17 protein-coding genes are annotated in these 23,051 nt (G+C 60.7%); 4 read left to right on the top strand and 13 right to left on the bottom strand.

Annotation, left to right across the window (positions count from 1 at the left end; all coding sequences use genetic code 11):
* Positions 1 to 106: 106 nt before the first annotated feature.
* Positions 107 to 2,125: a molybdopterin-dependent oxidoreductase gene (locus tag ACE3OA_RS05785; protein WP_374308836.1), complete on the top strand. Its 2,019-nt coding sequence runs from the start codon at positions 107 to 109 to the stop codon at positions 2,123 to 2,125.
* Between the two features lie 2 nt (positions 2,126 to 2,127).
* On the opposite strand, the gene ACE3OA_RS05780 is transcribed toward ACE3OA_RS05785, so the two are convergent.
* The 3 genes from ACE3OA_RS05780 to ACE3OA_RS05770 form a co-directional block, all read right to left on the bottom strand.
* Positions 2,128 to 4,587 carry an FAD-dependent oxidoreductase gene (locus ACE3OA_RS05780; protein ID WP_374308834.1) on the bottom strand — a complete coding sequence of 820 codons (2,460 nt, stop codon included), beginning with the start codon at positions 4,585 to 4,587 and terminating at the stop codon, positions 2,128 to 2,130.
* 10 nt (positions 4,588 to 4,597) lie between these two features.
* On the bottom strand, positions 4,598 to 5,461 hold the full coding sequence (locus ACE3OA_RS05775; protein ID WP_374308832.1) for a phosphotransferase: 864 nt from the start codon (positions 5,459 to 5,461) through the stop codon (positions 4,598 to 4,600).
* Between the two features lie 164 nt (positions 5,462 to 5,625).
* Complete coding sequence (locus ACE3OA_RS05770; protein WP_374308830.1) at positions 5,626 to 7,590, bottom strand: methyl-accepting chemotaxis protein; 1,965 nt, start codon at positions 7,588 to 7,590, stop codon at positions 5,626 to 5,628.
* Between the two features lie 371 nt (positions 7,591 to 7,961).
* Here ACE3OA_RS05770 and gcvA (ACE3OA_RS05765) point away from each other — a divergent pair, with 371 nt between their 5' ends.
* The 3 genes from gcvA (ACE3OA_RS05765) to gcvA (ACE3OA_RS05755) all read left to right on the top strand — a co-directional run bounded on the left by gcvA (ACE3OA_RS05765) (position 7,962) and on the right by gcvA (ACE3OA_RS05755) (position 10,644).
* Entirely contained in the window at positions 7,962 to 8,936 is a 975-nt protein-coding gene (gene gcvA / locus ACE3OA_RS05765; protein ID WP_374308828.1) for a transcriptional regulator GcvA, read from the top strand.
* 355 nt (positions 8,937 to 9,291) lie between these two features.
* Complete coding sequence (locus tag ACE3OA_RS05760) at positions 9,292 to 9,513, top strand: hypothetical protein (protein ID WP_374308826.1); 222 nt, start codon at positions 9,292 to 9,294, stop codon at positions 9,511 to 9,513.
* A gap of 198 nt (positions 9,514 to 9,711) precedes the next feature.
* Positions 9,712 to 10,644, top strand: a complete 933-nt coding sequence (gcvA, locus tag ACE3OA_RS05755) for a transcriptional regulator GcvA (protein ID WP_374308824.1) — start codon at positions 9,712 to 9,714, stop codon at positions 10,642 to 10,644.
* Here gcvA (ACE3OA_RS05755) and ACE3OA_RS05750 read toward each other — a convergent pair.
* From ACE3OA_RS05750 to ACE3OA_RS05705, 10 genes are all read right to left on the bottom strand, one after another.
* Positions 10,641 to 11,528 (bottom strand): ferritin-like domain-containing protein, encoded by an 888-nt coding sequence (locus ACE3OA_RS05750; RefSeq protein ID WP_374308822.1) that lies wholly within the window; start codon positions 11,526 to 11,528, stop codon positions 10,641 to 10,643. The genes gcvA (ACE3OA_RS05755) and ACE3OA_RS05750 overlap by 4 nt on opposite strands.
* 158 nt (positions 11,529 to 11,686) lie before the next feature.
* Entirely contained in the window at positions 11,687 to 13,297 is a 1,611-nt protein-coding gene (locus ACE3OA_RS05745; protein ID WP_374308820.1) for a GMC family oxidoreductase, read from the bottom strand.
* Between the two features lie 14 nt (positions 13,298 to 13,311).
* Positions 13,312 to 14,220: an NAD(P)-dependent oxidoreductase gene (locus tag ACE3OA_RS05740; RefSeq protein ID WP_374308818.1), complete on the bottom strand. Its 909-nt coding sequence runs from the start codon at positions 14,218 to 14,220 to the stop codon at positions 13,312 to 13,314.
* A gap of 12 nt (positions 14,221 to 14,232) precedes the next feature.
* Positions 14,233 to 15,429: a fumarylacetoacetate hydrolase family protein gene (locus ACE3OA_RS05735; protein WP_374308816.1), complete on the bottom strand. Its 1,197-nt coding sequence runs from the start codon at positions 15,427 to 15,429 to the stop codon at positions 14,233 to 14,235.
* 42 nt (positions 15,430 to 15,471) lie between these two features.
* Positions 15,472 to 16,431 carry an ABC transporter permease gene (locus ACE3OA_RS05730; protein ID WP_374308814.1) on the bottom strand — a complete coding sequence of 320 codons (960 nt, stop codon included), beginning with the start codon at positions 16,429 to 16,431 and terminating at the stop codon, positions 15,472 to 15,474.
* Positions 16,428 to 17,366, bottom strand: a complete 939-nt coding sequence (locus ACE3OA_RS05725) for an ABC transporter permease (protein ID WP_374308811.1) — start codon at positions 17,364 to 17,366, stop codon at positions 16,428 to 16,430. The genes ACE3OA_RS05730 and ACE3OA_RS05725 overlap by 4 nt, the downstream gene beginning before the upstream one ends.
* 2 nt (positions 17,367 to 17,368) lie before the next feature.
* Positions 17,369 to 18,841: an ATP-binding cassette domain-containing protein gene (locus ACE3OA_RS05720; RefSeq protein ID WP_374308809.1), complete on the bottom strand. Its 1,473-nt coding sequence runs from the start codon at positions 18,839 to 18,841 to the stop codon at positions 17,369 to 17,371.
* A 2-nt stretch (positions 18,842 to 18,843) separates the two neighbouring features.
* The gene (locus ACE3OA_RS05715) at positions 18,844 to 19,857 is read right to left on the bottom strand and encodes an ABC transporter substrate-binding protein (RefSeq protein WP_374308807.1); all 1,014 of its coding nucleotides are present in this window, start codon (positions 19,855 to 19,857) and stop codon (positions 18,844 to 18,846) included.
* Positions 19,858 to 19,947: 90 nt separating this feature from the next.
* A complete protein-coding gene (locus tag ACE3OA_RS05710) occupies positions 19,948 to 20,706 on the bottom strand; it encodes a FadR/GntR family transcriptional regulator (RefSeq protein ID WP_374308805.1) in 759 nt (252 codons plus the stop codon).
* 163 nt (positions 20,707 to 20,869) lie between these two features.
* Entirely contained in the window at positions 20,870 to 23,002 is a 2,133-nt protein-coding gene (locus tag ACE3OA_RS05705) for a mechanosensitive ion channel domain-containing protein (protein ID WP_374308803.1), read from the bottom strand.
* Between the last annotated feature and the right edge of the window lie 49 nt (positions 23,003 to 23,051).

Genomic DNA, 23,051 nt, shown 5'->3' with positions numbered 1-23,051 from the left:
CCCCCATATTACTCTGACAAAATCAGGGTGCCGAGGGGGTGAAGTCAAGTATACCAACCGGAGACTTGTTCACATTCTGCGAGCAGGCCACTAGACTGGCCCGATCATGACAGACAAAACCATCATCAAGACCACCTGCCCGCGCGACTGCTATGACGCCTGCGGGATCGCCGTCGTCAAATCGCCTGACGGCCGCATCAAGGTCCTGGGCGATCCCGACCATGCCGTGAGCCGCGGCGCGCTCTGTGGCAAATGCGCCATTGCCTATAACGGCGCCTATTTGGACCCCAAGGCGCGCCTGACGACGCCGCTCCGCCGCACTGGTCCAAAGGGGTCTGGACAATACGCGCCGGTGAGCTGGGACGCGGCCATTTCCCTGATCGCCGAGCGCTTCAAGGGTATCGTGGCCGAAAGCGGGCCGGAAACGATCTGGCACACGCATTATACCGGCACCTGTTCGGCAATCGCGGGCGGCTTTCCACAGCGATTTTTCCATAGGCTCGGCGCCAGCGAAGTCGATCCAGACAGCATCTGCAATGCCGCCGGGCATGCCGCCCTCAATTATCTCTACGGTACCTCGACCGACGGCTTCGATCCACGGGCGGCCAAGGATGCTGCCTGCATTCTGGTCTGGGGCGCCAATCCGTCCGCTTCCGCCCCGCACCGGCACAAATACTGGCTCACCGAGACACCGGCCAAGGTGATCGTCGTCGATCCCGTGCGCCATGAGACGGCTGCCCGGGCTGATCTGCATCTGCAGCCCTTCCCCGGCTCAGATGCAGCACTCGCCTATGGTCTGCTGCACGTTCTGGTGCGCGAGAAGCTGATCGACGAAGCATTCATCAACGCCCACACTTTTGGCTGGAATGAACTGGCGCCGACCATCGCCATGGCCGATCCCGCCTGGACCGAAAGCATGACCGGCGTCCCGGCCGCGGACATCGTCACCGCCGCAAAGATATATGGCAGCGGACCGGCGTTGCTCTGGCTCGGGCAAGGCCTGCAGCGCCAGCCTATGGGCGGCAACGTGTTCCGCGCGGTCGGCCTGCTGCCGGCAGCGACCGGCAATTTCGCCAAGCCGGGTGCGGGTCTTCTCTATCTCAATGGCGGCGCACGCCGCGGCATAGACGGCGACTATCTGGAAGCCCCGCATCTGCGCTCCAACGAACGGCAGACAGTCAGCCATATGGATCTGGTCGACCTCCTGCGCGACCACAGACGAGCGCGCGCGCTCGTCACCTGGAACATCAATATCGCAGCTTCCAATCCGCGTCAGGCGGATCTGCGAACGGCACTTGCCAGCGAAGATCTATTCCACGTCGCTATCGACCTCTTCCCGACCGACACGGTCGATCATGCCGATATCATTCTGCCTGCCGCGTCTTTCCTCGAATTCGACGATCTGGTGATGTCCTATTTCGACCTCACCCTTTCGGCGCAGGCGGCGGCCACGGCGCCTTTGGGCGGTGCCTTGCCCAACCAGGAAATCTTCCGACGCCTGGCAAAGGCGATGCATTATTCGGAAGCCGAACTGTTCGAAGCCGACGCCGCGATCCTCGACAATATCGCGCGACAGGTTGGCCAACCGGACTTCGCGTCTTTGAAGAAGTCCGGCACGGTCCAACGCTGGTCTGAGCCGGCGCTGCAGTTCCCTGATCTCACTTTCCCGACACCATCAGGCAAGATCGAATTGGCAAGTGTGGCTGCCGAAGCTGCCGGTTACCCACGCATTCCGCTGGCATCGGCGGACAGCAGACCGGCCGGGACGAAGCTGCGCCTGCTCTCACCCGCGTCGCGCTGGCTGATGAACAGCTCCTATCACAACGACCCCAAGATCGCGGCGAAACTTGGGCCTGAACATATCGCGTTGCATCCGGACGATGCCGCCGCACGTGGTCTCCAAGACGGCGAGCGCGCCAAAGTCGGCAACGCGACGGCAACGATCGAAATGATCATCGATATCGTGCCAACCTTGCCGCGCGGGGTGGCCCTGGCCGCCAAAAGCCGCTGGCCTAAGCTCATTCCCGGGGGTCTCAGCGTCAATGCGCTCAACCCCGGCACCAAGAGCGATATGGCGGAAAGCTCAAGTGTGCACGGGATCGAGGTAGAAGTGACGGCGGCCTGATATCAGGCCTTCACTCGCTCCATCTTCGGGTCGAAGAGCGGCTGCAGGCTGACCTTGGCCGGATAACGCTGGCACGCGATCTCCAATTCGTAGGTGCCGCTCAGCACATCCTCAGCACTGACGCCGTTCTGGGGATCGCGCACATAGCCAATGCCGATATTGGTGCCCAGCGTGTAGCCATAGCCACCGGAGGCGAGCCAGCCCACCTGCTTGCCGTTGCGGAAGATCGTCTCGCGCCCGAGCAGCACAACGTTCTGATCGTCGACCGTGAAGCAGGCCAGCAGCTTGGGGAGCTTCTTCTGCGCCAACGCGGTCAGTGCCTCGCGCCCCATGAAGGGCACGTTTTTCTTCAGCTTCACGGCCCAGCCCATGCCGGCTTCAAGTGGCGAATGGTCGGGCGTGATGTCCGACGACCAGGCGCGATAGAATTTCTCCAGGCGCAGACTTTCGATGGCGCGGTAGCCGGCATTGGCGATGCCGTGGGTCTCACCAGCAGCCCAGAGCGCATCATAGACCGCCACCATGGACTCGACCGGGATATGCAGTTCCCAGCCCAATTCGCCGACATAGGTGACCCTTAGCGCCCGCACGATGGCGCCGGCGATCGGAATTTCCTGCGCGGCGCCAAAGGGAAAGGCGGCATTGGTGACATCGCTGGCCGTGACTGCCGACAGCACGTCCCGCGCCCTCGGCCCCATCAGTGACAGGACGCCATAGCCCGACGTCACATCGACCAGCCGCGCGTCGAGGCCGGCCGGAATATGCGACGAGATCCAATGGAAATCATGCGTCGCATAGCCGGTGCCGGTGACGATGTAATAGGCATCGTCCGAAACCCGCGTGACCGTCAGGTCGCATTCAATGCCGCCGCGCTGATTCAGCATCTGGGTGTAAATGATGGTGCCCGGCTTCTTGGCGACATCATTGCTGGCGATCCAGGACAGGGCCGCTTCGGCGTCGCGCCCGACCAGCATGAACTTCGCGAACGAGGTCTGGTCGATCAGCACCACGCGCTCGCGCGCGGCTTTGTGTTCATTGCCGACATGTTCGAACCAATTCTGGCGCTCGTAGGAGTAGACATCCTTCGGTGCGACACCTTTGGGCGCAAACCAGTTGGGCCGCTCCCAGCCGAGCTTCCAGCCGAAGACGGCACCCTGCTCCTTAAGCTTTGCATAGAGCGGCGAGACGCGGACCGGACGCACGCTTTCCAATTCCTCATGCGGCCAGGCCATCGAATAGTGATGGGCATAGGCCTCGAGCGTACGTGTAAGCACCCAATTCTTGTCGCGATGGACTGAACCGAAGCGACGAATATCGACCGGCCACAGATCCATCGGCGGCTCGCCGCCGGCGACCCATTCGGCAAGCGCTCGGCCAGCGCCGCCACCCGAGGCGATACCGAAGGCATTGAAGCCGGCGCCGACAAAGAGATTCTTCACTTCCGGCGCTTCACCGAGGATGAAGTTTCCGTCCGGCGTGAAGCTTTCCGGGCCGTTGATCATCTGCTTGACGCCGGCGGTTTCGAGCGCCGGGACACGGGCCAGCGCCTGTTCCATCAGCTGGCCGAAATGGTCCCAGTCATTCTCCAGCAGCTGGAAGGCGAAATTGCCCGGCAGCGCGTAGCGGTCCTTGCCAGGCAGCCAGGGAATGGGGTTGTGCTCGTATCCGCCCATCACCAATCCACCGACTTCCTCCTTGAAATAGATCAGGCGATCGGGATCGCGGAGGGTGGGTAGGTTCTTTGGCACGCCGGCCATTGGCTCGGTGACGATGTATTGATGCTGGACCGATTGCAGCGGCACGTTGACGCCGGCCAGGGCACCGATCTCGCGTGCCCATTGGCCACCGCAATTGACGATGACATCTGCGGCGATGCGGCCCTTATCCGTCACTACCGCGACCGCGCGCCCCTTTGCCACTTCGATTCCCGTGACTGCCGTTTCCTCGATGATCTTGACGCCACCCTGGCGTGCGCCTTTGGCCAGCGACTGCGCAATGTCTGCCGGATTGGCTTGGCCGTCGGTCGGCAGGAAGGCAGCGCCCACCAGATCGCCGATATCCATGATCGGCCACAGATCCTGCGCTTCCTTTGGTGTCAGCAGGTGCATCTCCAAGCCGAAGGAGTGCGCCGTTGTCGCCTGCCGCTTGATTTCGGTCATGCGGGCCTGATTGCAGGCCAGGCGCAGACCGCCATTCATTTTCCAGCCGGTCGCCAGACCGGTCTCGGCTTCGAGCTTGTTGTAGAGTTCGACCGAATATTTGAGGAGCTGCGTAATGTTGGCCGAGGTGCGCAGCTGGCCGACCAGGCCTGCGGCATGCCAGGTTGAGCCACTGGTGAGCTTGTGGCGCTCGATCAGCACCACATCCTTCCAACCAAGCTTGGCCAGATGATAGGCGGTCGAACAGCCAATAATGCCGCCGCCAATAATGACAGCGCGCGCGGAAGTCGGAAATCCTGACATCAGTTACTCCTCACATATTCCGGAAATCGCCAAGAGCGCGCTCGAAGCGCGCCAAGTTCTCGGCGGTATAGGCGGCGTAATCGAAATCCAGGGTCGAATGGATCTCTGAAATCATGCTCCACATTGTCTCGCGCAGTAGCGAGGCGCATTTCATGGCGTGGTAGCGGCGCATTAGGTCGGCATCCGTCCGGCGCTCGAAATAAGCTTCGATCAGCTTCGCTTCGTCATCCGCCGGCACTTCATTGTTGGAGCAGAGATTGGCGAGGTCGAAGAGCGGCGAGTTGAAGCCGGCATAATCCCAATCGATCAGCCACAAGCGCTCGCCGCCATCGATGAAATTGGTCGGCAACAGGTCATTGTGGCCGTAAACGATTTCGACCGCGCCGACGGCCTTCTCCAGTTCGGCGGCAATGTTCAACAGGCGTGGCAGCGCCGCCACATGGCGGCTGTCGCCGGCTTCCAGCGAGTGACCATAGTCCCGCAGCACATGGAACACCCAGAAGATGAGCGCCGGTCCGGTGACGTAAAGCGGCATTTCGCGGTGGCATTTGCGGATCAGCGGCAGGATGCGCGCGAGCATCTCTGGCCGGCGCACGTCTTCGGCGGCAAGTGTCTTGCCATCGACAAACTCGAAGACCAATGCCCCCGGCTCGGCATGCACAACCTTGGGCGACAGGCCGCATTCGGCCGCGGCCCGGCTGGCGGCAAGTTCATTGAAACGCATCACCCCGTGGACGGGAATGTCGTCGCCGATGCGCACGAAATAGCGCCGACCTGCATCCTCGACCCGAAAATTGGCGTTGGTGATGCCCCCTTTGATGATTTCAGGCTGAACGCGCCCCGACCAGCAGGTCAGAGCCTCAACCCGCGCCATCGCCTCCCGCATATGTGGCCCCTTTATCTGCTCTTTTGCCCATCATTCGCCATCGATTGCGGCAAAAGTCAACAAAGAAGGCACAATCATTGTTGATTCGATGTTGTTATCGTAAATAAATGCTCGCTAAATCATATTTTATCCAATTGAATCAGCGCGCTCGCTTACAACACCCGCACGTTATCAAGGAAGCCCTTCACCAGAGAATCAAGTTCCGCCGACTGGCGCGCGAGTTCGCCAGCCGAGACCCGCACGCTGCTCGCAGCTTCGTTGCTGGCGCGGGCCGCGTCGCTGACGACTGAGATGTTCTGCGTCACCTCCTCTGTACCCCGAGCAGCCTCTTCAACGTTGCGGGCAATCTCGCGTGTCGCGGCAGTCTGTTCTTCGACCGCAGCGGCGATTGTGGCTGAAATCTCGTGACTGCGGCGGATGGTGTCGGAGATCTGACGGATTGCTGCCACCGCTGTGCTGGTCGACCCCTGCACGTCGCCGATCTGCTGACCGATCTCTTCGGTTGCGCGCCCGGTCTGTTGCGCGAGATTCTTGACCTCACTAGCCACGACGGCAAACCCGCGCCCGGCCTCGCCCGCTCGCGCCGCCTCAATCGTCGCATTGAGCGCCAACAGGTTCGTCTGGTTCGCAATGTCCTGGATCAGCGTCACAACCTGCCCGATCCGATCGGTGGCCGCCGAAAGGCCCGTCACTACATGGCTGGTCCGCTCCGCCTCACCGACAGCTTCCTCCGCGACTTTGGTCGACATCGTGACCTGGCTCCCGATCTCGCCAATCGACGCATTAAGTTCTTCAGTGGCAGCCGCCACCGTTTGTACATTCGCGGACGCTTCCGTGGCACCGGCGCTGACCGCCTCGGCACCGGAACTCACTGAGAGCGCCGACTGTGCCATCGATTGCGCGGTTCGCTCCATCTCCTCGACGGCATGGTTGACCGTGCCCAGAGCCGCGGCAACGGCACTGTCAAACTCCCGCGTCAGCGCCTGCATACGCTCTGCGCGTGCAAGCTGATGGCGCTGCGCTTCCGCCTGTTCTGCCGCCAGGCGCTGCGATTCCAGCATGGAGTTCTTGAACACTTCGACGCTTTGCGCCATTTGGCCGATTTCATTGCTATAGTCGGTTGCCGGAATGGTCACGTCCTGGCGACCGCCGGACAGGGCGAGCATCGCCTTCGTCATCGCTGAAATCGGACTGACAATCCTGCCGCCGATCATGGCAGCGACAATGACCGCCAATACAGCTACCACCGCGATTGCCACGGATATCCACAGCCTCGTCTTGGCGCTCAAATCCGCAGCAGCTGTGTTCGCATTAGCGAATGCGGCGCTGATCCGATCAATCATTTCCGTAACAATCGGGTCGACCTTGGCAAATGCCTCGGAGAGCTTCTTCTCATCATCAATGAGACCGAGGCGGGTAGCGGCAACCGATTGAAAGTCCTTGGCATAACCCTGCATCAGAGTCTTGATTCGGTCGCGGTCCGCAGCAGGAATGGACACCGCGTCCATATCCGACAAGAAGGCGGCAGCACCCTTTGAATGCGCCTCCGCATATTTTGGATCGAGGCGCAGCAGAAAATCCTTTTCAGCCCGGCGCAGCATGAGCATTGCAATGGTCATCTTGTCGAGCGAGAGATTCTTCAGCGCCGCCTCGGCCTCGTGCACGGATTTGCGCAACTCGCCGCGCAGCCCGAGTTCGTCCGTCAGGCCGATTTTGATCCAATCTCTGGCCGTGGCGTCAAATGCCGCCTGATATTCGGCGACACCGGCGCGGATGGTCGCTATGGGCTCTCTATATGCACCGTCGCTGTCTGCGGTTTCCAACTCGACCAGATGCAGTTCGATCGACTGCATGACCTCGGCATGCTGCTTGGCGTACTTCTCGTCCAGTCGCAGCAGAAAGTCCTTCTCACGGCGTCGCGCATTCAAGAACTCGTAGCGAAGATCCTGTGCGGTGACAAACACCGCCGTGGCACGATTGGCGATCGTCTGTTCCGATGCACGCGCGCCGTCGGCGATCAGATAGTAGACAAGGATGCCGAGAAAACCGGCAAGCGCCACTAAGCTCACCAGTTGAATCTGCCATGAAATTCTGAACGTCTTGAATACGCCGGTCATGCACGCCTCCTGCCCAACTCATGTCTCACGACCCGCATTTTGCGCGGGGATCAACTGCGTCGTTCGGAACGTCTGGCGCGGAGATTGACTACTCCGGCACCAGATACGCTTTGCCTGCGGCTAGCGAACCTAAGTATTTCAGTAAAATGCGACGGATGGGTTAATTTGGATTCAGAGGCGCATAGTCCTGTCGCGTAAGTATATGATAAGATTAACGTCCTTCAGCGCGACCTAAGCTTACCTCGCAGCTGGCTTAAGATAGCCTCAATTGTCTATCTATCTGATAGAGATTAAATCTGCTTTCGCCGTCACGACTTTTCCAAGGGGCAACTGCCTGGCGGAATCGCTCGTGACAAAAAAGGAGAGCAGACATGTCGCGACCAATCCGACGGCTTCCATCATTGAATGCCTTGCGCGCTTTCTGGGCGGCAGCGCGCCACGGCAGTTTCGCCGCTGCCGCGGAGGAATTGCACGTCACGGCCTCAGCCGTAAGCCTGCAGGTACGGCAGTTGGAAGACGAATTGGGCCAGAAACTCTTTGAGCGCACGCCGCGCGGCCTGTCTCTTACCAGCGATGGCGCCGCGATTTTACCGGGTGTCAGCGAAGCCTTCGCACGTCTCCAGGAAACGCTGATCGACGATCCGGTAAGTGGCGACCAGCAGGTCCTCACCTTATCCGTGGCACCCTCCTTTGCAACCAAATGGCTATTGCCGCGCCTTGACAGCTTCTGCACACAGAATCCCGATTTCGATGTGCGTGTGATGGCAACCCATGAGCTTACGGACTTTGCCAAGGAGAACATCGACCTCGCTATTCGCTATGGCCGCGGTGGCTATACCGGCGTCACCAGCCAATTGCTGATGCGCGAGTCCGTCTTTCCGGTCTGCGCCCCGCGCCTGCTGGAGAGCCATGCCGACGCAGACCTTCGTCAATTACTGCGCTCCCTGCCCCTGCTTCATGACGACAGCCCCGACCAGGATGAAACCTGCCCCGATTGGAAGAGTTGGTTGAAGGCGGCAAGCATCGAAGACATCGATGCCCAGCGCGGTTCCCGTTTCAATCAATCGATTTTCGCGGCCGAGGCCGCTGCGAACGGGCTTGGTGTGGCACTCGCCAAATCTTCACTGGTACAGCAGGATCTTGCCAGTCGCCGACTGGTACGCCTCAGCCATGATGACATGCCGATTGAATTTGCCTATTTCCTCGTCTATCCGCCGGAGCGCAGCAAACGACCCGCGATTGCCGCCTTCCGCAAATGGATTGAGGCCGAGATCGGCGACCACAATCGCAAGATCGGGCCCTCAACATTGGCCGACCAAGGATTCCTGCAATCGGCGCAGAGTTAATCTCGCTTGGGAACCCGCACCGGTTCCCCCTACCATCAAGGCATCAAAGGTAGTTCGTTGCTTCAATCTTTGAAGTGATGAGCCCGCGGCATTTGACGGGAGCAGCTTGCACCGCGACACCAAAGCTAAAGCGCCACGACGGAAGTCGTGGGTTCCCTTTCTTGAAAGGAATACCCGACATGACCACGCCTGAATCTATCCGTTTCCTCATCGTGGCGGATCTTTGCATCTGCCGATGCCAGCCCGGAACCTGTTGTTGAAGATCTTGTTTCAACATTCGCGAAGCCCACGCTTCATCCTGCTGTCATCAATCCCGGCTAAAGAAGAACCGGAAAGCCGGTGAGGAGAATTAGACGTGTCGAACGTTTCCATCAGCCGCGCCGCGGCCAACGAAAATATCCCCGCCTTTGCCATTGAAGTTGCCGGCGTGTCCGCTGGCCTCGCGTTGCGTGAACGGGGCGGCTTCAGCTTCTTTGCGGCCGACCCGCGCTTCCGCATCCTGGACGGCAGCCGGTTCCGCCGCTTGGCGCAGTTGGAGGAAGCTGCGCGCAGCCTCGCCCGCGCCACCGGGGTCTAAAATACTTAAAGACGTTTGAGGGTAGAGCGCTGGCCGCGGACAAGCCAGCGCTCTATCCCTAAATGGCACCGGCTAACTTATTGGCTTGACATCACTTTCTTCGCCTGGAATCGCTTTGCGCAGTTTAAGGTTGACCGCCGGCCAAATACCTAACTACTCTGATAGACTAAATAGATAACAGAGACCGAAGAGACTCCAATGGCCGAGAAGACCCGCCGCCTGCCGCCATTGAACTCGTTGCGCGCCTTTGCGGCCGCGGCGGAGCGGCTGAGCCTTGCCGCCGCCGCAGAGGATCTTCACGTAACACCGTCTGCCGTCAGCCTGCAGATCCGCCAACTGGAAGATCATCTGGGCATTCCGGTCTTCATTCGTACCGGTCGGGGATTGCAGCTGACCAATGAAGGCAAGGCGATCCTCCCCGGTATCCTGGAAGGCTTTGATCAACTGCGCATGGCCTTGTCACTTATCGATCCGAAGGGCGAGGAGAATGTGCTCACCCTTTCCGTAGCCCCCTCCTTCGCTGCGAAATGGCTGTCGCCGCGCCTTGATGCTTTCGCGCAAGCGTATCCACAAATAGACATTCGCATTCTCGCGACTGATCAACTCGTCGATTTCGCCATCGACAATGTCGATATTGCGATTCGCTACGGGAGCGGCGTCTATCCGGGCGTCACCTCGGAGCATCTCCTGGCGGAGCGCGTCTTTCCCGTTTGTGCACCACAGCTGCTGAATGCGATCGAACATCCGCTGGAACTGCTGCGCAGCCACACCCTTTTGCACGACGACAGTCCTGACCAGGACAAGACCTGCCCGGACTGGCGCATGTGGCTGCGTGCGGCACGGATCAGCGGCGTCGACTGGCGACGCGGACCGCGCTTCAATCAATCCAGCCTGGTGCTGGAAGCGGCCCTCAATGGCCGCGGCATCGCGCTGGCCAAGGCGACGCTGGCGGAAGCTGACATTGCCGCCGGCCGTCTTGTCAAACTTGCTGAGATCGATCAGCCGATCGAATTTGCCTATTACCTCGTCTATCCGGCCGAACGGCGGCAGTGGGCGAAATGCGCGGCATTCAGGGATTGGATTCTAGCTGAGGCAAAAGGCCAGACCGAGCAGGCCACGCGTCAGGCCTAGTGCATGAACCGCAAGGCAAAGCGGATCAGGCGCGGCATCATCATTGGCCGCAGCAGACGCTTGTCGTAACCGGCCATCCGCCGGTCATTCTCGCGAAGGCACAGGTCGAAGAACGACCGCTTGGTAAAGCCGCGCGCAATTGTCGCGGCACCAGCGGTCAGAAAGTTCGACTTCACGCCCTTGCGCCGGCGGCGCGTCTCAAGCGCCATGCCGATGCGAGAGGCGAATTGCTCGGTGATGGCGACCAGGCATTTGAGGTCGAACCAACAGCGCCGCAACAGCCCTAGTTTGGCGCGCCGATAGGCCACATAGTTTACAAAGAACATGATATGCCGCGCTTCCTCCTGTATCACCGGCTCGAAGGTTTCGACCAGCGCCGACGGGAAGAAGCCCGAGATTCGCGCCAGATCAAACAGGCCGAAGGCGAAGAATGAATTTATGCACTCGCCAAAGCCCGTGCGCAGGAATCCGAATTCTGGATTCTTGGGCGGCAGATAGACCGGCTCAGGCCCCAATTCGATCCGGTAGAAGGTCAGCATATTGTGCAGAACCTCCTTGTGGCGGCGTTCCTCCGCCGCATTGAGATTGAGGGCCTCGGCAATGCGCGCATCCTTGAGATCGTTCGCCTGCCACTGCATGCGCAGCGATGCCCGCCCTTCGATGGCAACGGCTGTATCCCAGAATGGCAGGGCGGAAAGCCGCGCCAGCTCCTCGGCAGATAGCTGCGGCCAGGGAATGACTGCCGGCTTATAGGGATTGTAGGTGTCCGTCAGGAGCCGGCAGAAGGCATCACGGTGCATCTCGCTGCCTGGCACGAGCCCGCCCAGGACCGGATAGGACCAATTGTAATAGGGCGTCGGATCATAATGACTCATGTCGAGCATGTCGGCTTCCACTTGATAGCTTGGCACCGCCTGCAATCGGGGCGCCTTATGCCATGGCGGCGGAATGCGGACAAGAAGCGGCTGCGACACTTGTGAATGGCCGCTTTCAAATACCCTGCGGCTAAATGACGTCGGCGTTTGGCGTGGCCGAACGGTCGTTAACGATCGTCAGCCAGGATCATCGCGGCCCCCTTTTCGGCGATCATGATCACGGGTGAATTTGTGTTGCCCGAGGTGATCGTCGGCATGATCGAGGCATCGACCACGCGCAAGCCTCGGATGCCGTGGACACGCAATCTGTCATCGACCACAGCCTCGCTGCCCGTTCCCATGCGCGCCGTCCCGACGGGATGAAAGATCGTCGTCCCGATATCGCCAGCGAGCCGCGCCAGGGCGGCATCATCCTGGTATTCTACCCCCGGCTTGAACTCAACCGGCGCAAACGGCGACATGGCCCGCGTCGCCATCAATCGGCGGGCGTGGCGGATTGAATCTGCCGCTACCTTGCGGTCCACGTGGTCTGATAGATAGTTGGGGTCGATCGCCGGCGCGTCGGTTGGCTTCGGCGACATGATCCTGACGCACCCGCGGCTTTGTGGCCGCAGATTGCACACGGACATGGTGATCGCCGGAAAGCGATGCAGTGGTTGCCCAAAGGAATCCAGCGAAAGTGGCTGGACGTGATATTCAATGTTGGCCGTGGCGAAACTCGGATCTGATTTGGCAAAGATGCCGAGCTGGCTCGGCGCCATGGTCATCGGGCCGCGCCGACGCAGCAGATAGTCGGCCGCGATCCGCGCCTTGCCGAACAGGCTTCCAGCCATCTGGTTCAGCGTCCGCGCACCTGAGATTTTGAAAATGGTCCGGATCTGCAGATGGTCCTGCAGATTGCCGCCGACGCCAGCCATTTCATGAATCACCTCGATCCCGGCCGCGCGTATCACCTCACCCGGGCCGATGCCCGAAAGCTGCAGGATCTGAGGTGATCCGATGGCGCCGGCGGCGAGAATCACCTCTTTGCGCGCCGTCATGGCAACGGCATCTCCGCCCATCCGGCATTCGATACCCGTTGCACGGCCTTCTTTCAATCGCAGTCGTTCGACCGTTACCCCCGTCATGACACCAAGGTTCTGTCGATCGAGCGCCGGCCTCAGGAAGGCCTTGGCCGTGTTCCAACGCACCCCCTTGCGCTGGTTGACTTGGAAATAGGACGAACCTTCATTATCGCCGCGATTGAAATCGTCGATTTTGGGAATGCCGACTTCCGCCGCCGCATCGCGCACGGCGTCGAGGATCGGCCAATGGATCCGGGGCTCTTCGACCCGCCATTCCCCCTCGCCGCCATGCATGCCGGATTCCGGCGCGAAATGCCGTTCGGATTTGATGAAGTAAGGCAGCACGTCGTCCCAGGCCCAGCCCTGGTTGCCGAGTTGCCGCCAGCCGTCATAGTCCTGCGCCTGGCCACGCATATAGATCATGCCGTTGATGGACGAGCAGCCGCCAAGGACGCGCCCGCGCGGGTAGTTCAAGGCTCGGCCATTCAGCCCCGGCTGCGGCACGGTCTTCAATCCCCAATCGGTACGGGGATTGTTCATGCAATAGAGATAGCCGACCGGAATGTGGATCCAGATATAGTCATCCTTGCCGCCGGCCTCGACCAGCAATACCCGATTGCCGGGGTCGGCCGACAGTCGGTTCGCCAGCACACAACCGGCCGAGCCGGCGCCGACAACGATATAGTCCCACTCTCCCAGCTCGCGGCGTGCCAACGCTGGCCCCTTGCTCAGTTGCCTTTTGCCAAAGCCTTGTCGCTGAGTGTCGCGAGGACGTCAATGATCTCCGGCACGTAATTCTGCCCCATCCCCGCCGCGTTCGACAGCGCATAGAGCTGATGGATCGCCGAGGCGACGAAGGTTGATACCGGCAGGCTCTCGGCCATCTGCAGGAAGTAGCGCACATCCTTTTGCGCGTTGGCGATGGCAAATTGCAGCTGCGTATTGTCGTTATCAATCTGATAGGCAGCCAGGCGCTGGAACATGACGCTGTTCGCGCCGCCGGCCGTCACGATCTGCCGCAGGGCGTTGAGGTCGACACCCGACTTCTTGGCTGCCGCCAGTGCTTCCGCCGTCACGGCGGCATAGCCCAGAGACAGCATGTTGTTGATGAGCTTCGCCTTATGTGCCGCACCGACACCGCCGCAATAGACGATGGTGTCGGCAAAGCATTCCAGCACGGGACGGATGTCCGCCAGCGTCGCCGGGTCGCCGCCTGTCATCAGCCCCAGCTTGCCGGCCTCGGCTTCCTTCGGCGTGCGGGTCATCGGAATATCCACGAACCGCCCGCCCTTGGCCGCAATCTCGGCGGCGAGCGCGATGCTGGAATCCGGCTGCGCTGTCGTGCAGTCCGCGATGATGCCGCCCGGCTTCAACCCGGCCAGCAAGCCGTCGCCGCGACGGACAATATCCTCCATCTGCGCCGAATTGCCGACCACGGTGATGACCATGTCGCAAGTCTGCGCAAGTTCCGCTGGACTCTTCGCCTCCTTGGCTCCCTTGGCCAACAGGTCATCGACCGGCTTGCGGTTGCGATGCGCCAGCACCGACAGCTTGAAGCCTTTCTCCAGAATATTCTTGCCGATGCCATGCCCCATGAGGCCGACACCGATCAGACCGACATGTTGGATCTTCGCCATTTTATCCTCCAATTAACCGCGGCGCCCGAGCAAGCCGCGTTGGGCCAAATTCTCCATCAGCGCCGTCGTGCCGAAGGTCCAGGGCGCCACATCCGTCGTCAGCCTGACACGATTGACCAGGGCGCCCAATTTCGGTGTCGCAATCGTAACGATGTCATCGATCTTGTGCGTAAAGCCCATGCCTGGCGCACCACGGTCCTTGATCGGCGCGAACATCGTGCCGACATAGAGCACCAATCCATCCGGATATTGATGATTGCGGCTGAGCGTCTGCTTGGCGAGATCGGTGACATCGCGGCTGATCTGCGCCATCGACGATTTGTCATCCAGTACAAACTGATCCAGTCCAGCCACTTTGACCGATAGCTCAGACTGCCGCAGTTCATCTATGTTGAATGTCTCATCAAATAGGCGAATGAAGGGCCCAAGCGCGGCGGACGCATTGTTGTCTTTGGCGCGCCCCAGCAGCAGGGCCGAACGGCCCTCGAAATCGCGCAGATTGACGTCATTGCCGAGTGTCGCCCCGACAATCCGCCCCGTCGGGTCGATCACCAGAACCACTTCGGGTTCGGGGTTGTTCCAACTTGATTCTGGATGAATGCCGATATCGAAGCCGGTGCCCACCGCCGACATCGGCTGTGATTTAGTGAAGACTTCCGCGTAGGGGCCGATTCCGACTTCGAGATATTGCGACCACATACCCCGCTCAATCAGCGCCTGCTTCAGCGTCTCAGCCTCCGCCGAGCCCGGCTTGATACGCCGCAGATCGCCGCCAATTTCCTTGGCGATCACCTGACGAATACCTTCCGCTGCAGTGGGATCGCCTTTCGCTCGCTCTTCGATCACCCGCTCCAGCATGCTGGCGGCAAAGGTGACGCCACAGGCCTTGATCGCCTGCAGATCTGTCGGCGCCAGCAGATAAGGCTTGGCGGGGTTTTGCCTGCCCGTCGGCGTGTTGGCGAGGCATTCTTCCAAGCGGCAAAGCGTCGGCGCCGACTTGGCCGCATGGCGCACGGCCTGCAGCGCATCCGGTTGGGCCAACAGACCCGACATGGTCGGAAAGCTCTGCGAAAGATCCTTGATGTCATCGCCGTTGACCAGCACTACACTGGGCCCGGATGGATTACCCGGCACCCAGGCACGGCCGATCAGAGTGCCAGCAACACCGTCATGCGGAAGAACAGTGGCCGTCGTAAGAGAAACATCCATGATGCATTCCTGTTGCTCGCGCGCCTGGCGCGGAAAGTTATCTCAGCGCTTCTGCGACCCGCTGCTGGCCAAAGTAATCACCGAAATGATGATGAGCCCGGTCATGATGAGCCGCAACCCCGCACTGGCCCCGAACGTATTGAGCATCGTGACCAGCAGATACATGAAAAGAGCCGCGCCCCAGATACCGGGCGCATTGGCGCGACCACCGGCGACCGAAGTGCCGCCAATGACCACGACGGCGATCGACGCCAGCAGATATTCCTCACCCATATTGAGCGATGAACCGCCCGAGAAGCCCGAGAGGAGCAGGCCGCTGAGAGCGGCCAGCACCGCGCTCAACACATATGTGATGAACCGGGTGCGCTCAACCGGTATGCCGGCAAGCCAGGCGGCCCGCATATTCTGCCCAACCGCCAGCACGGACCGGCCATAATAGGTTCGGGCCAGCACGACACCCATGACCGCTGTGAAAACGATGCCGCAGATGGCGAGGATCGGCACGCCGCCAATCTCGGCCGTCGTGAAATCGGCCAAGACGGGCGGTGGCTTGATGCGCAGCCCGCGCCCATAGGCGATGGCCGTCGATTGCACCAGGAAGCTTGCCGACAGAGTGGCGATGATAGGCGGGATGCGCAGCAATCTGATGAGGCCATAATTGAAAAGGCCAACCGTGAGCCCAACGGCAATCGCCACAAGAAAGCCGGTCAGGATCATGCCGTCCTGCGTATCCATGATCTTGGTCGTGATCGCACCGGAAAGGGCCATCGTCGCCGGTATCGAGAGATCGACATTGCCGGGCCCGGTAGTGATAACAAACATCTGGCCCGTGCCGACGATGATGGTAAAGGTGGCGAAGGAGAGCGCCGCGGTGAGCATCTCGCCGCCGCCATGTCCGCCAGTAAAGACAATCGTCGCCACCCAGACCGCCGCGGTCGCGATAAAAGACCAGATCCAGTCACGACTACGCAGGTAATAAAGCATGCTGCCGATCGAGTTCATCGCCGGTCACCTCTGCTGATGAGGGCGCGCAGAGCCAGAACGACGATGAGAATCGCACCCTGTGCACCGATCTGCCAATCCGGCGAGATGCGGAGAAAAATGAGGAAGGATCCGGTCAGGGTAAGCGTCAACGCGCCAAGCACTGCTCCCACCGGCGAGACACGACCACCCACGAATTCCGCCCCGCCCAGGATTGCACCGGCGATGGAATAGAGCGTGTAGCGATCGGCGATATGCGCATCGCCCGAGGTGGTCAGGCCGATCAACGACAGGCCGGACAACACGCCGAAGAAGCCAGCCAGCGCGAACATCACCATCTTGATCGACAGCATCGACCAACCGGCCCGCGCCAAAGCCTTCGGATTGCCACCCGCACCGCGCAGGACCGCGCCATAAGAGGAATGCATCAGGCCGAAATGCACGACAAATCCGATAACGGCGGCGGCAACGATGGGAAATGGAATACCAGGGATCTTAAGGCCCATCAGGGATTTGATGATATCCGGCGATTTGCCGCCTGGTGTCGGCAGGATCAGGACGGCAATCCCCAACCAGACAAAGGACATGCCGAGCGTCACCACGATCGACGGCAGGTCACGCAACTGGATGAGCGCTCCCATTCCCGCATAGATGACGATGCAACCGGCCAGCATCAGCAGGCCCAGGGCCGGTGTATCATGCAAATACGTGGCGCCGATGCAGGCAACCAGCCCCACGAAAGAGCCGATCGAAAGGTCGAGATCATTGATCGTGATGACGAACATCTGCGCCAGGGTCGCCAAGGCAATCGGCACAGCGTATTGCAGCATCAGATTGAGGCCAAAATAGCTGGCGGCATTCGGCTGAACGATGAAAACCGCCACCAGGATGGCGGCCAATGACAAGGCCGGCAAGGCGCTGCGCAGCAACCGGGCATTCAGGAAACCTGAGAGCATCGTTACGCCGCCTCGTGAAAGGAGGCACGCAAGATCCGTTCCTCGGTCATTTCAGCCCGCGGGATATCGTCGACGATCTGCCCACTGCGGAAGACATAAACATGATCGCAATTGCTGAGTTCGTCGATTTCGGTCGTGTACCAAAGGAAGGTGCGGCCGGCGGCAGCCTCCTCCTTCACCAGGTCATAGACTTCGAGCTTGGTACCGACATCGACGCCGCGCATCGGATCGTCCATCAGGACGATTTGCGCATCCGATCCAAGCGCCCGCGCAAACAGCGCCTTCTGCTGATTGCCGCCAGAGAGCGATAGAATATTGTGCTCCATATCCGGTGTCTTGATTCGCATGCGCTGTTGCCAGTTCTTGGCCATCGCGGCGGCTGCCTTGCCATCTATCAGGGCATGTTTGCGCAGGCGGCCGAGCGAGCCGACCGTCACATTCTGGGCAATCGACCATAACGGGAAAATTCCGTCGCTTTGCCGGTCGCCGGCGATAAGGGCGACGGGTGCTGCCACCTTGGTCTCGGTGTAGTGCTTTTTCGCGTTGGAGAAGATCTGCAACAGCATCCGCGTCTGCCCGTGGCCGGCAAGGCCTGCCAGGCCGACGATCTCGCCTTTGTGCGCCACCAGCTTGCGATCGTCGAGTTGGGCTGCTGGCCGCGCGTCGACCATGGCCGGCGACGAGCGGCGAAAGCCAGCGGCGTTCGCCTGATGCGCCTCTTTCTTTTCGGCGACCGTGCCCATCGCCGCCACGAGGGAGTCGCGGGTGAAAGCGCCGGCTTCACGGGCAGCAACCACTGCACCGTCTTTCATCACCACGATGCGGCTGGAACTGCTGAGGATCTCACCCAGCATGTGCGAAATAAGGATCACGCTGAGTCCCTGCCCCACCTCCTTGCGCACGAAGGCCAGCAATTGCTCAGCGGTGACGGCATCCAGCGACGACGTCGGTTCGTCCAGGATCACCAGCCGGAGCGGTTCGTCCGTGACGGTGAAGGCACGTGCGATTTCAACCATCTGGCGCCGGCCGATCGGCAGGTCGCCGACAACGTCCCCGGCTTTGATATCATTGCCGGGAAAGATCTCGTCAAGTTTGACGCGGATCAAATGCGAGGCGCGTTTGCGCCAGCCAATGCCCTTCAGGTTGCGGTGAAAGATCCGCGCATTCTCGGCAACCGTCAGATTCGGGCAGAGCGACAATTCCTGGAACACGCAGCGTATGCCGTGATGATGCGCCACCACGACATTGTATTGGGTCGACAGATCGGCACCACCCACCGCGATACTGCCGCTGTCAGGCGCCAAGGTGCCGGCAAGAGCCCCCATCAGGGTCGACTTGCCGGCACCATTGTGACCCACAAGACCCAGGCATTCACCCGTCGATACCACAAGATCGACGCCTGCCAGGGCGCGGACAGCGCCATAGCTCTTGGCCACGCCGGCCAGATGGACAATCGTTCCTGCGGTATCGGCCATGGTTATTTGCCTGCGATCACTTTCTGCGCGTCTTCCAACGAATATTCGACATTGGCGACGCCACCCTTCTCCGTCGTCTCCAGGCTCTTCTCAAGGTCGGCCTGGTTGATTTGCAGGAAGGGTACGGTCAGGTCTTTCGGCACTTCCTTGCCGTCGAGAATCTGCTGGGCCACCCAGAAGGCCAGTGTCGAGACACCCGGCGCGATGGAAACCGACATGGTTTCATAGCCATTGGCATCCTTCTGCTCCTTCCACCAGGCAAGTTCGTCCTGGCGGTTGCCCATGATGATGAGCGGCGTCGGGCGACCGGCAGCCTTGAAAGCCTGGGCCGCGCCATAGCCGTCGCCACCCTGGGTTACCACGGCCTTGATTTCCGGCAGCGACGGCAGCACGCCGGCGACGGCCTTCTGCGCAACTTCCTGCGCCCAGTCGCCATGGACCGAACCGACGACCTTGAACTGGCTATGCTTGGCAACGCCCGCTTCGATGCCTGAATGGATCGCGTCATCGACGAACACGCCGGCAAGGCCGCGGATCTCGAGCAGATTGCCGCCATCGGGGATGCGTTCATTGAGATAGTCGAGCTGGATGGCACCCATCTGCTTGAAATCGACCGCGATACGCCAGGCACAGGGTTCGCTCACGATACCGTCGAACGAAACGACGACGATGCCGGCATCGCAGGCCTGCTTCACAGCGCCATTTAGCGCATCGGGTGACGCAGCGTTGATGACGATGGCGTTATAGCCCTGCAGGATGAGGTTCTGGATCTGCGCCGCCTGCTCTGTCACCTGGTTCTCGGATGTCGTGAAGGCCGAGGCTTCGGCCACGACCCCATCCTTCACTACCTGGCCGGTGACCTTCTCCCAGCTCTTCAGCATGGCCTGGCGCCATGAATTGCCGGCATAATTGTTCGAGAGCGCGATCTTGGCCGAAGCGGTATCGGCCAAGGCGGTGCCGGCACTGAGGCACAGGCCGATTGCGGCCACGGACAGCAGTTTCAAGCGAATGCTCATTTGTCGTTCCTCCACATGTTTATTTGGTCATCTTGTTGCGTCCGGAAGGTCGACCGGCGTGATGACGCCGCCGATCTCAAGAGGTCCTTTTCAATTGGTTGTATCCCGCGCAGGGCTTCCGCCGCGCTTGGCCACATATTCATCGATATCAGCCCAGGCTTCGTCGATCAGAACCGACATGGCCGCGCGCGCGGCGTCCCCGTCATGCGCCTTGATGGCATGCAATACGTCGCGGTGACGCGGCAAGGATTCCGTCCGCGCTTCCTGTAGCTGGCTGGTGAGCTTGAAGCTGAACAGCAGAGCCGGCTCGATCAAATGGCCGGTCGAGGCGATGAAGGGATTGTTTGTCGCCTCAAGGATGCCCTGGTGGAATTTGAGATCATGGACGATATGCTCGGGCGTCTCTTCCGGCCAGGATTCCATGCCGGCGAATGCTTCCGTGATCTTCTCGATCTGGGCCGGTGTCGCTCGCCGTGCTGCGAGTGCCGCCGCTTCCGGCTCCAGCATGCGGCGCATCTCGGAAAGATGGATCGCATACTGTTCCGCCTCGCGCGACGCGAAGCTCCAGTTGAGGATATCGGGATCGAGCATGTTCCATTGCTCGCGCCCCCTCACTCTTGTGCCGATCTTGGGGCGCGGATCGACCAACCCCTTGGCGGCCAGCACCTTGATCGCTTCGCGCATCACCGGCCGGCTGACCTTGAACTCATCCGACAGCGCGTTCTCGCTGGGCAGAATGTCGCCCGGCATGAATACACCGCTCAGGATTCGCTCGCCGACCTCATTAAGGATCTGACTGTGAATGCTGCGGCGCAGGAACGGCCGCACGGTATCGCGCTTGGTAAGCACGTTGCTCTCCTCCCGACAGAAACCTGACCAACTGGATCAGAGGCGACGATTCTTGCTTGTCCAGCACGTGGGCGTCGCCACACCCCGCACCTTTTTTGTCATACAATATGCTTTAATGCCCCAGGTGACTTTGTCAAGTCAAGGCCACCATCGGAAACCGCGATCAGCCATCCGCGTTTGCGCTGGCATTGGAAGCTGCCAGGTCGAGCACCTGCTTGGCAGCTACCGACGGGACATGCTCGGCCCCGCCCGCTACCTGCACGGTCGGCTGCGCAAAGCTGATCCCGTTCTCGTTGAAGGCCTTGCGGATGAGCGCCAGCGCCTTGCGCCGGATGACGAATTGTTCGCCCGGCTTCGTCATCATCTTCATGCGGATCTGGATCGCGTAGTCACCGAACTGCTCGACACCCTGCATCTTCAGCGGCTCGATGATGAACGGCGCGTATTCCGGATTGGCGGCCAGTTCCTTGCCCACATCCTTGATAAGTTTGCGTGCCTTCTCAAGGTCGGAATCATAGGTGACGCCAATGGTCATCTTGTCGATGACCCAGTCTCGGCTCATGTTCTGCACGGCGCCCAATTCGCCGAACGGCACCGTATAGAGCGGACCGCGGTGATGGCGCAGCTTGACTGAACGCAGGCTGAAGGATTCCACCGTCCCCTTGTAGCTGCCGCTCTGGATGTACTCGCCAATACGGAAGGCGTCGTCGAGCAGGAAGAACATGCCGCTGATCACATCCTTGACCAACGTCTGCGCACCGAAACCGACGGCAACGCCGACCACGCCCGCACCGGCGATCAGCGGCCCGATCTCGACACCCATCGACGACAGGATCATCAATACGGCGATCACCAGGATGACGACAAAGAGGATATTGCGCAGAATCGGCAGCAAGGTCCGCAGCCGCGCCTGCCGCCGCATGTCCTCGCTGTCGGCATGGGCACTTGCCTGACCACCCGACATCTTCGCATCAATGACAGCGCGCGTGAAATGCCAGGCGAATTCCGCGATCAGGGCGATCACGACCGCGCTCAGCAGCCCGCGCACCAGCCGCGTCGTCAGATTGTCCCGCATGGTCATCGCGACGAGGTCGATATGCCAGGCCTTGGCCAGCAACAGCGCAGCGGCAATGATCAACAGCGCGCGCAATCCACGCTCCAGGCAGACTTCCGTAACACTCGGCGCGCTGCCTTGGGCCATCGCGGCACCCGCCGGACGCAGCACATGATTGACCGCGTGCCGTACCCCGCGGATCGCGGTCGGCAGGCCCACGAGGGCGACGGCCATCCAGAAGGTCGGCATGGCCGAAGCAACCCACAACAGCCACAGGAGCGTGAAGTAGGCCGTCAGCAGCCAATTGGTCAGCCCGCGCCCTTCATGATGTCCCTCACGCAGGTTGTCACCCGCAGCCTGCAGCAACGCCGCCGGCCGCCGCCAGACGGCCTCAATCCCAATGGCCAGCAGTATCAAGCCGAGGACATAAGCAATCAGCACGCGCGAACTGAAGGAGAGGCCCAAAGTGCCGAGGAGGCCGACGCTGACCCAGCCGATGGCGAGCCAGCCAACGGCAAGGGCGATGCGACGGTACCAGAACCATGCCGCCTCGGTCTTCATCGGCACCAGCCGGAAGCGTTCGCCGCCGGGCGCCAGTGTAAAGCGGCTTACCACCAGGGTGATGCGCAGCACCAGGAAGGCGGTCAGATAGCCAAGCACGATCTCGCGCAGCAGTGGCGGCCAGGTGAAGGCAAGAAAGGCGCCCACACTGCCCACGGCGAAGGCGACAACCAGCCCGAGCCCAAAGGAGAGCCTGATCCCCGCCGCACGCAGCCTTTCGCCGACCGTGTTGAGCGGCACGCCGACGATCCAACGCTGCAACCCCTGAGTTGCGCGCCGGAACAGCCATTCGACCAGAAACCCCAGGGCCAGAAAGCCGAAGATCAGCGACAAGACCTGCGCTATTCCGCGATCCTGGAATTCGACCATCAGGATATCGCCGGCACGGTCGAATTCGGCGGGCAGGTTCGGCACCGTCATGACCAGATTGTCGATATGCTGCCGGATATCGGCCAAACGCCGGTCCACATATCCGCTGGGGGACATTTCTTCGGTAGCTTGAGCCGCCTGTGCAGGGGCCTTCTGCTGCGCAACCCAGTCGCGGATCACAGGATCGTCGAGGAGCCGCAGCAGTTCCTGGACTTGCGGCGGGGTCACTGTATCGGTCGACTGGGCGACGGCTGGAGCGGCCGCAAAAATGACCGCCGCCAAGCCCAACAGAATCAGCAGCCGGCGCAACATAATTTCCCCCGCATCAGCTTGTTTGAGCCATGCTGCCTCTTTTTTGAGG

It is taken from the genome of Dongia sp., assembly GCF_041906375.1.
Classification (GTDB): domain Bacteria; phylum Pseudomonadota; class Alphaproteobacteria; order Dongiales; family Dongiaceae; genus Dongia.
Note: the sequence above shows the minus strand (reverse complement) of the source record. Positions and strands in the feature narration are given on the sequence as shown.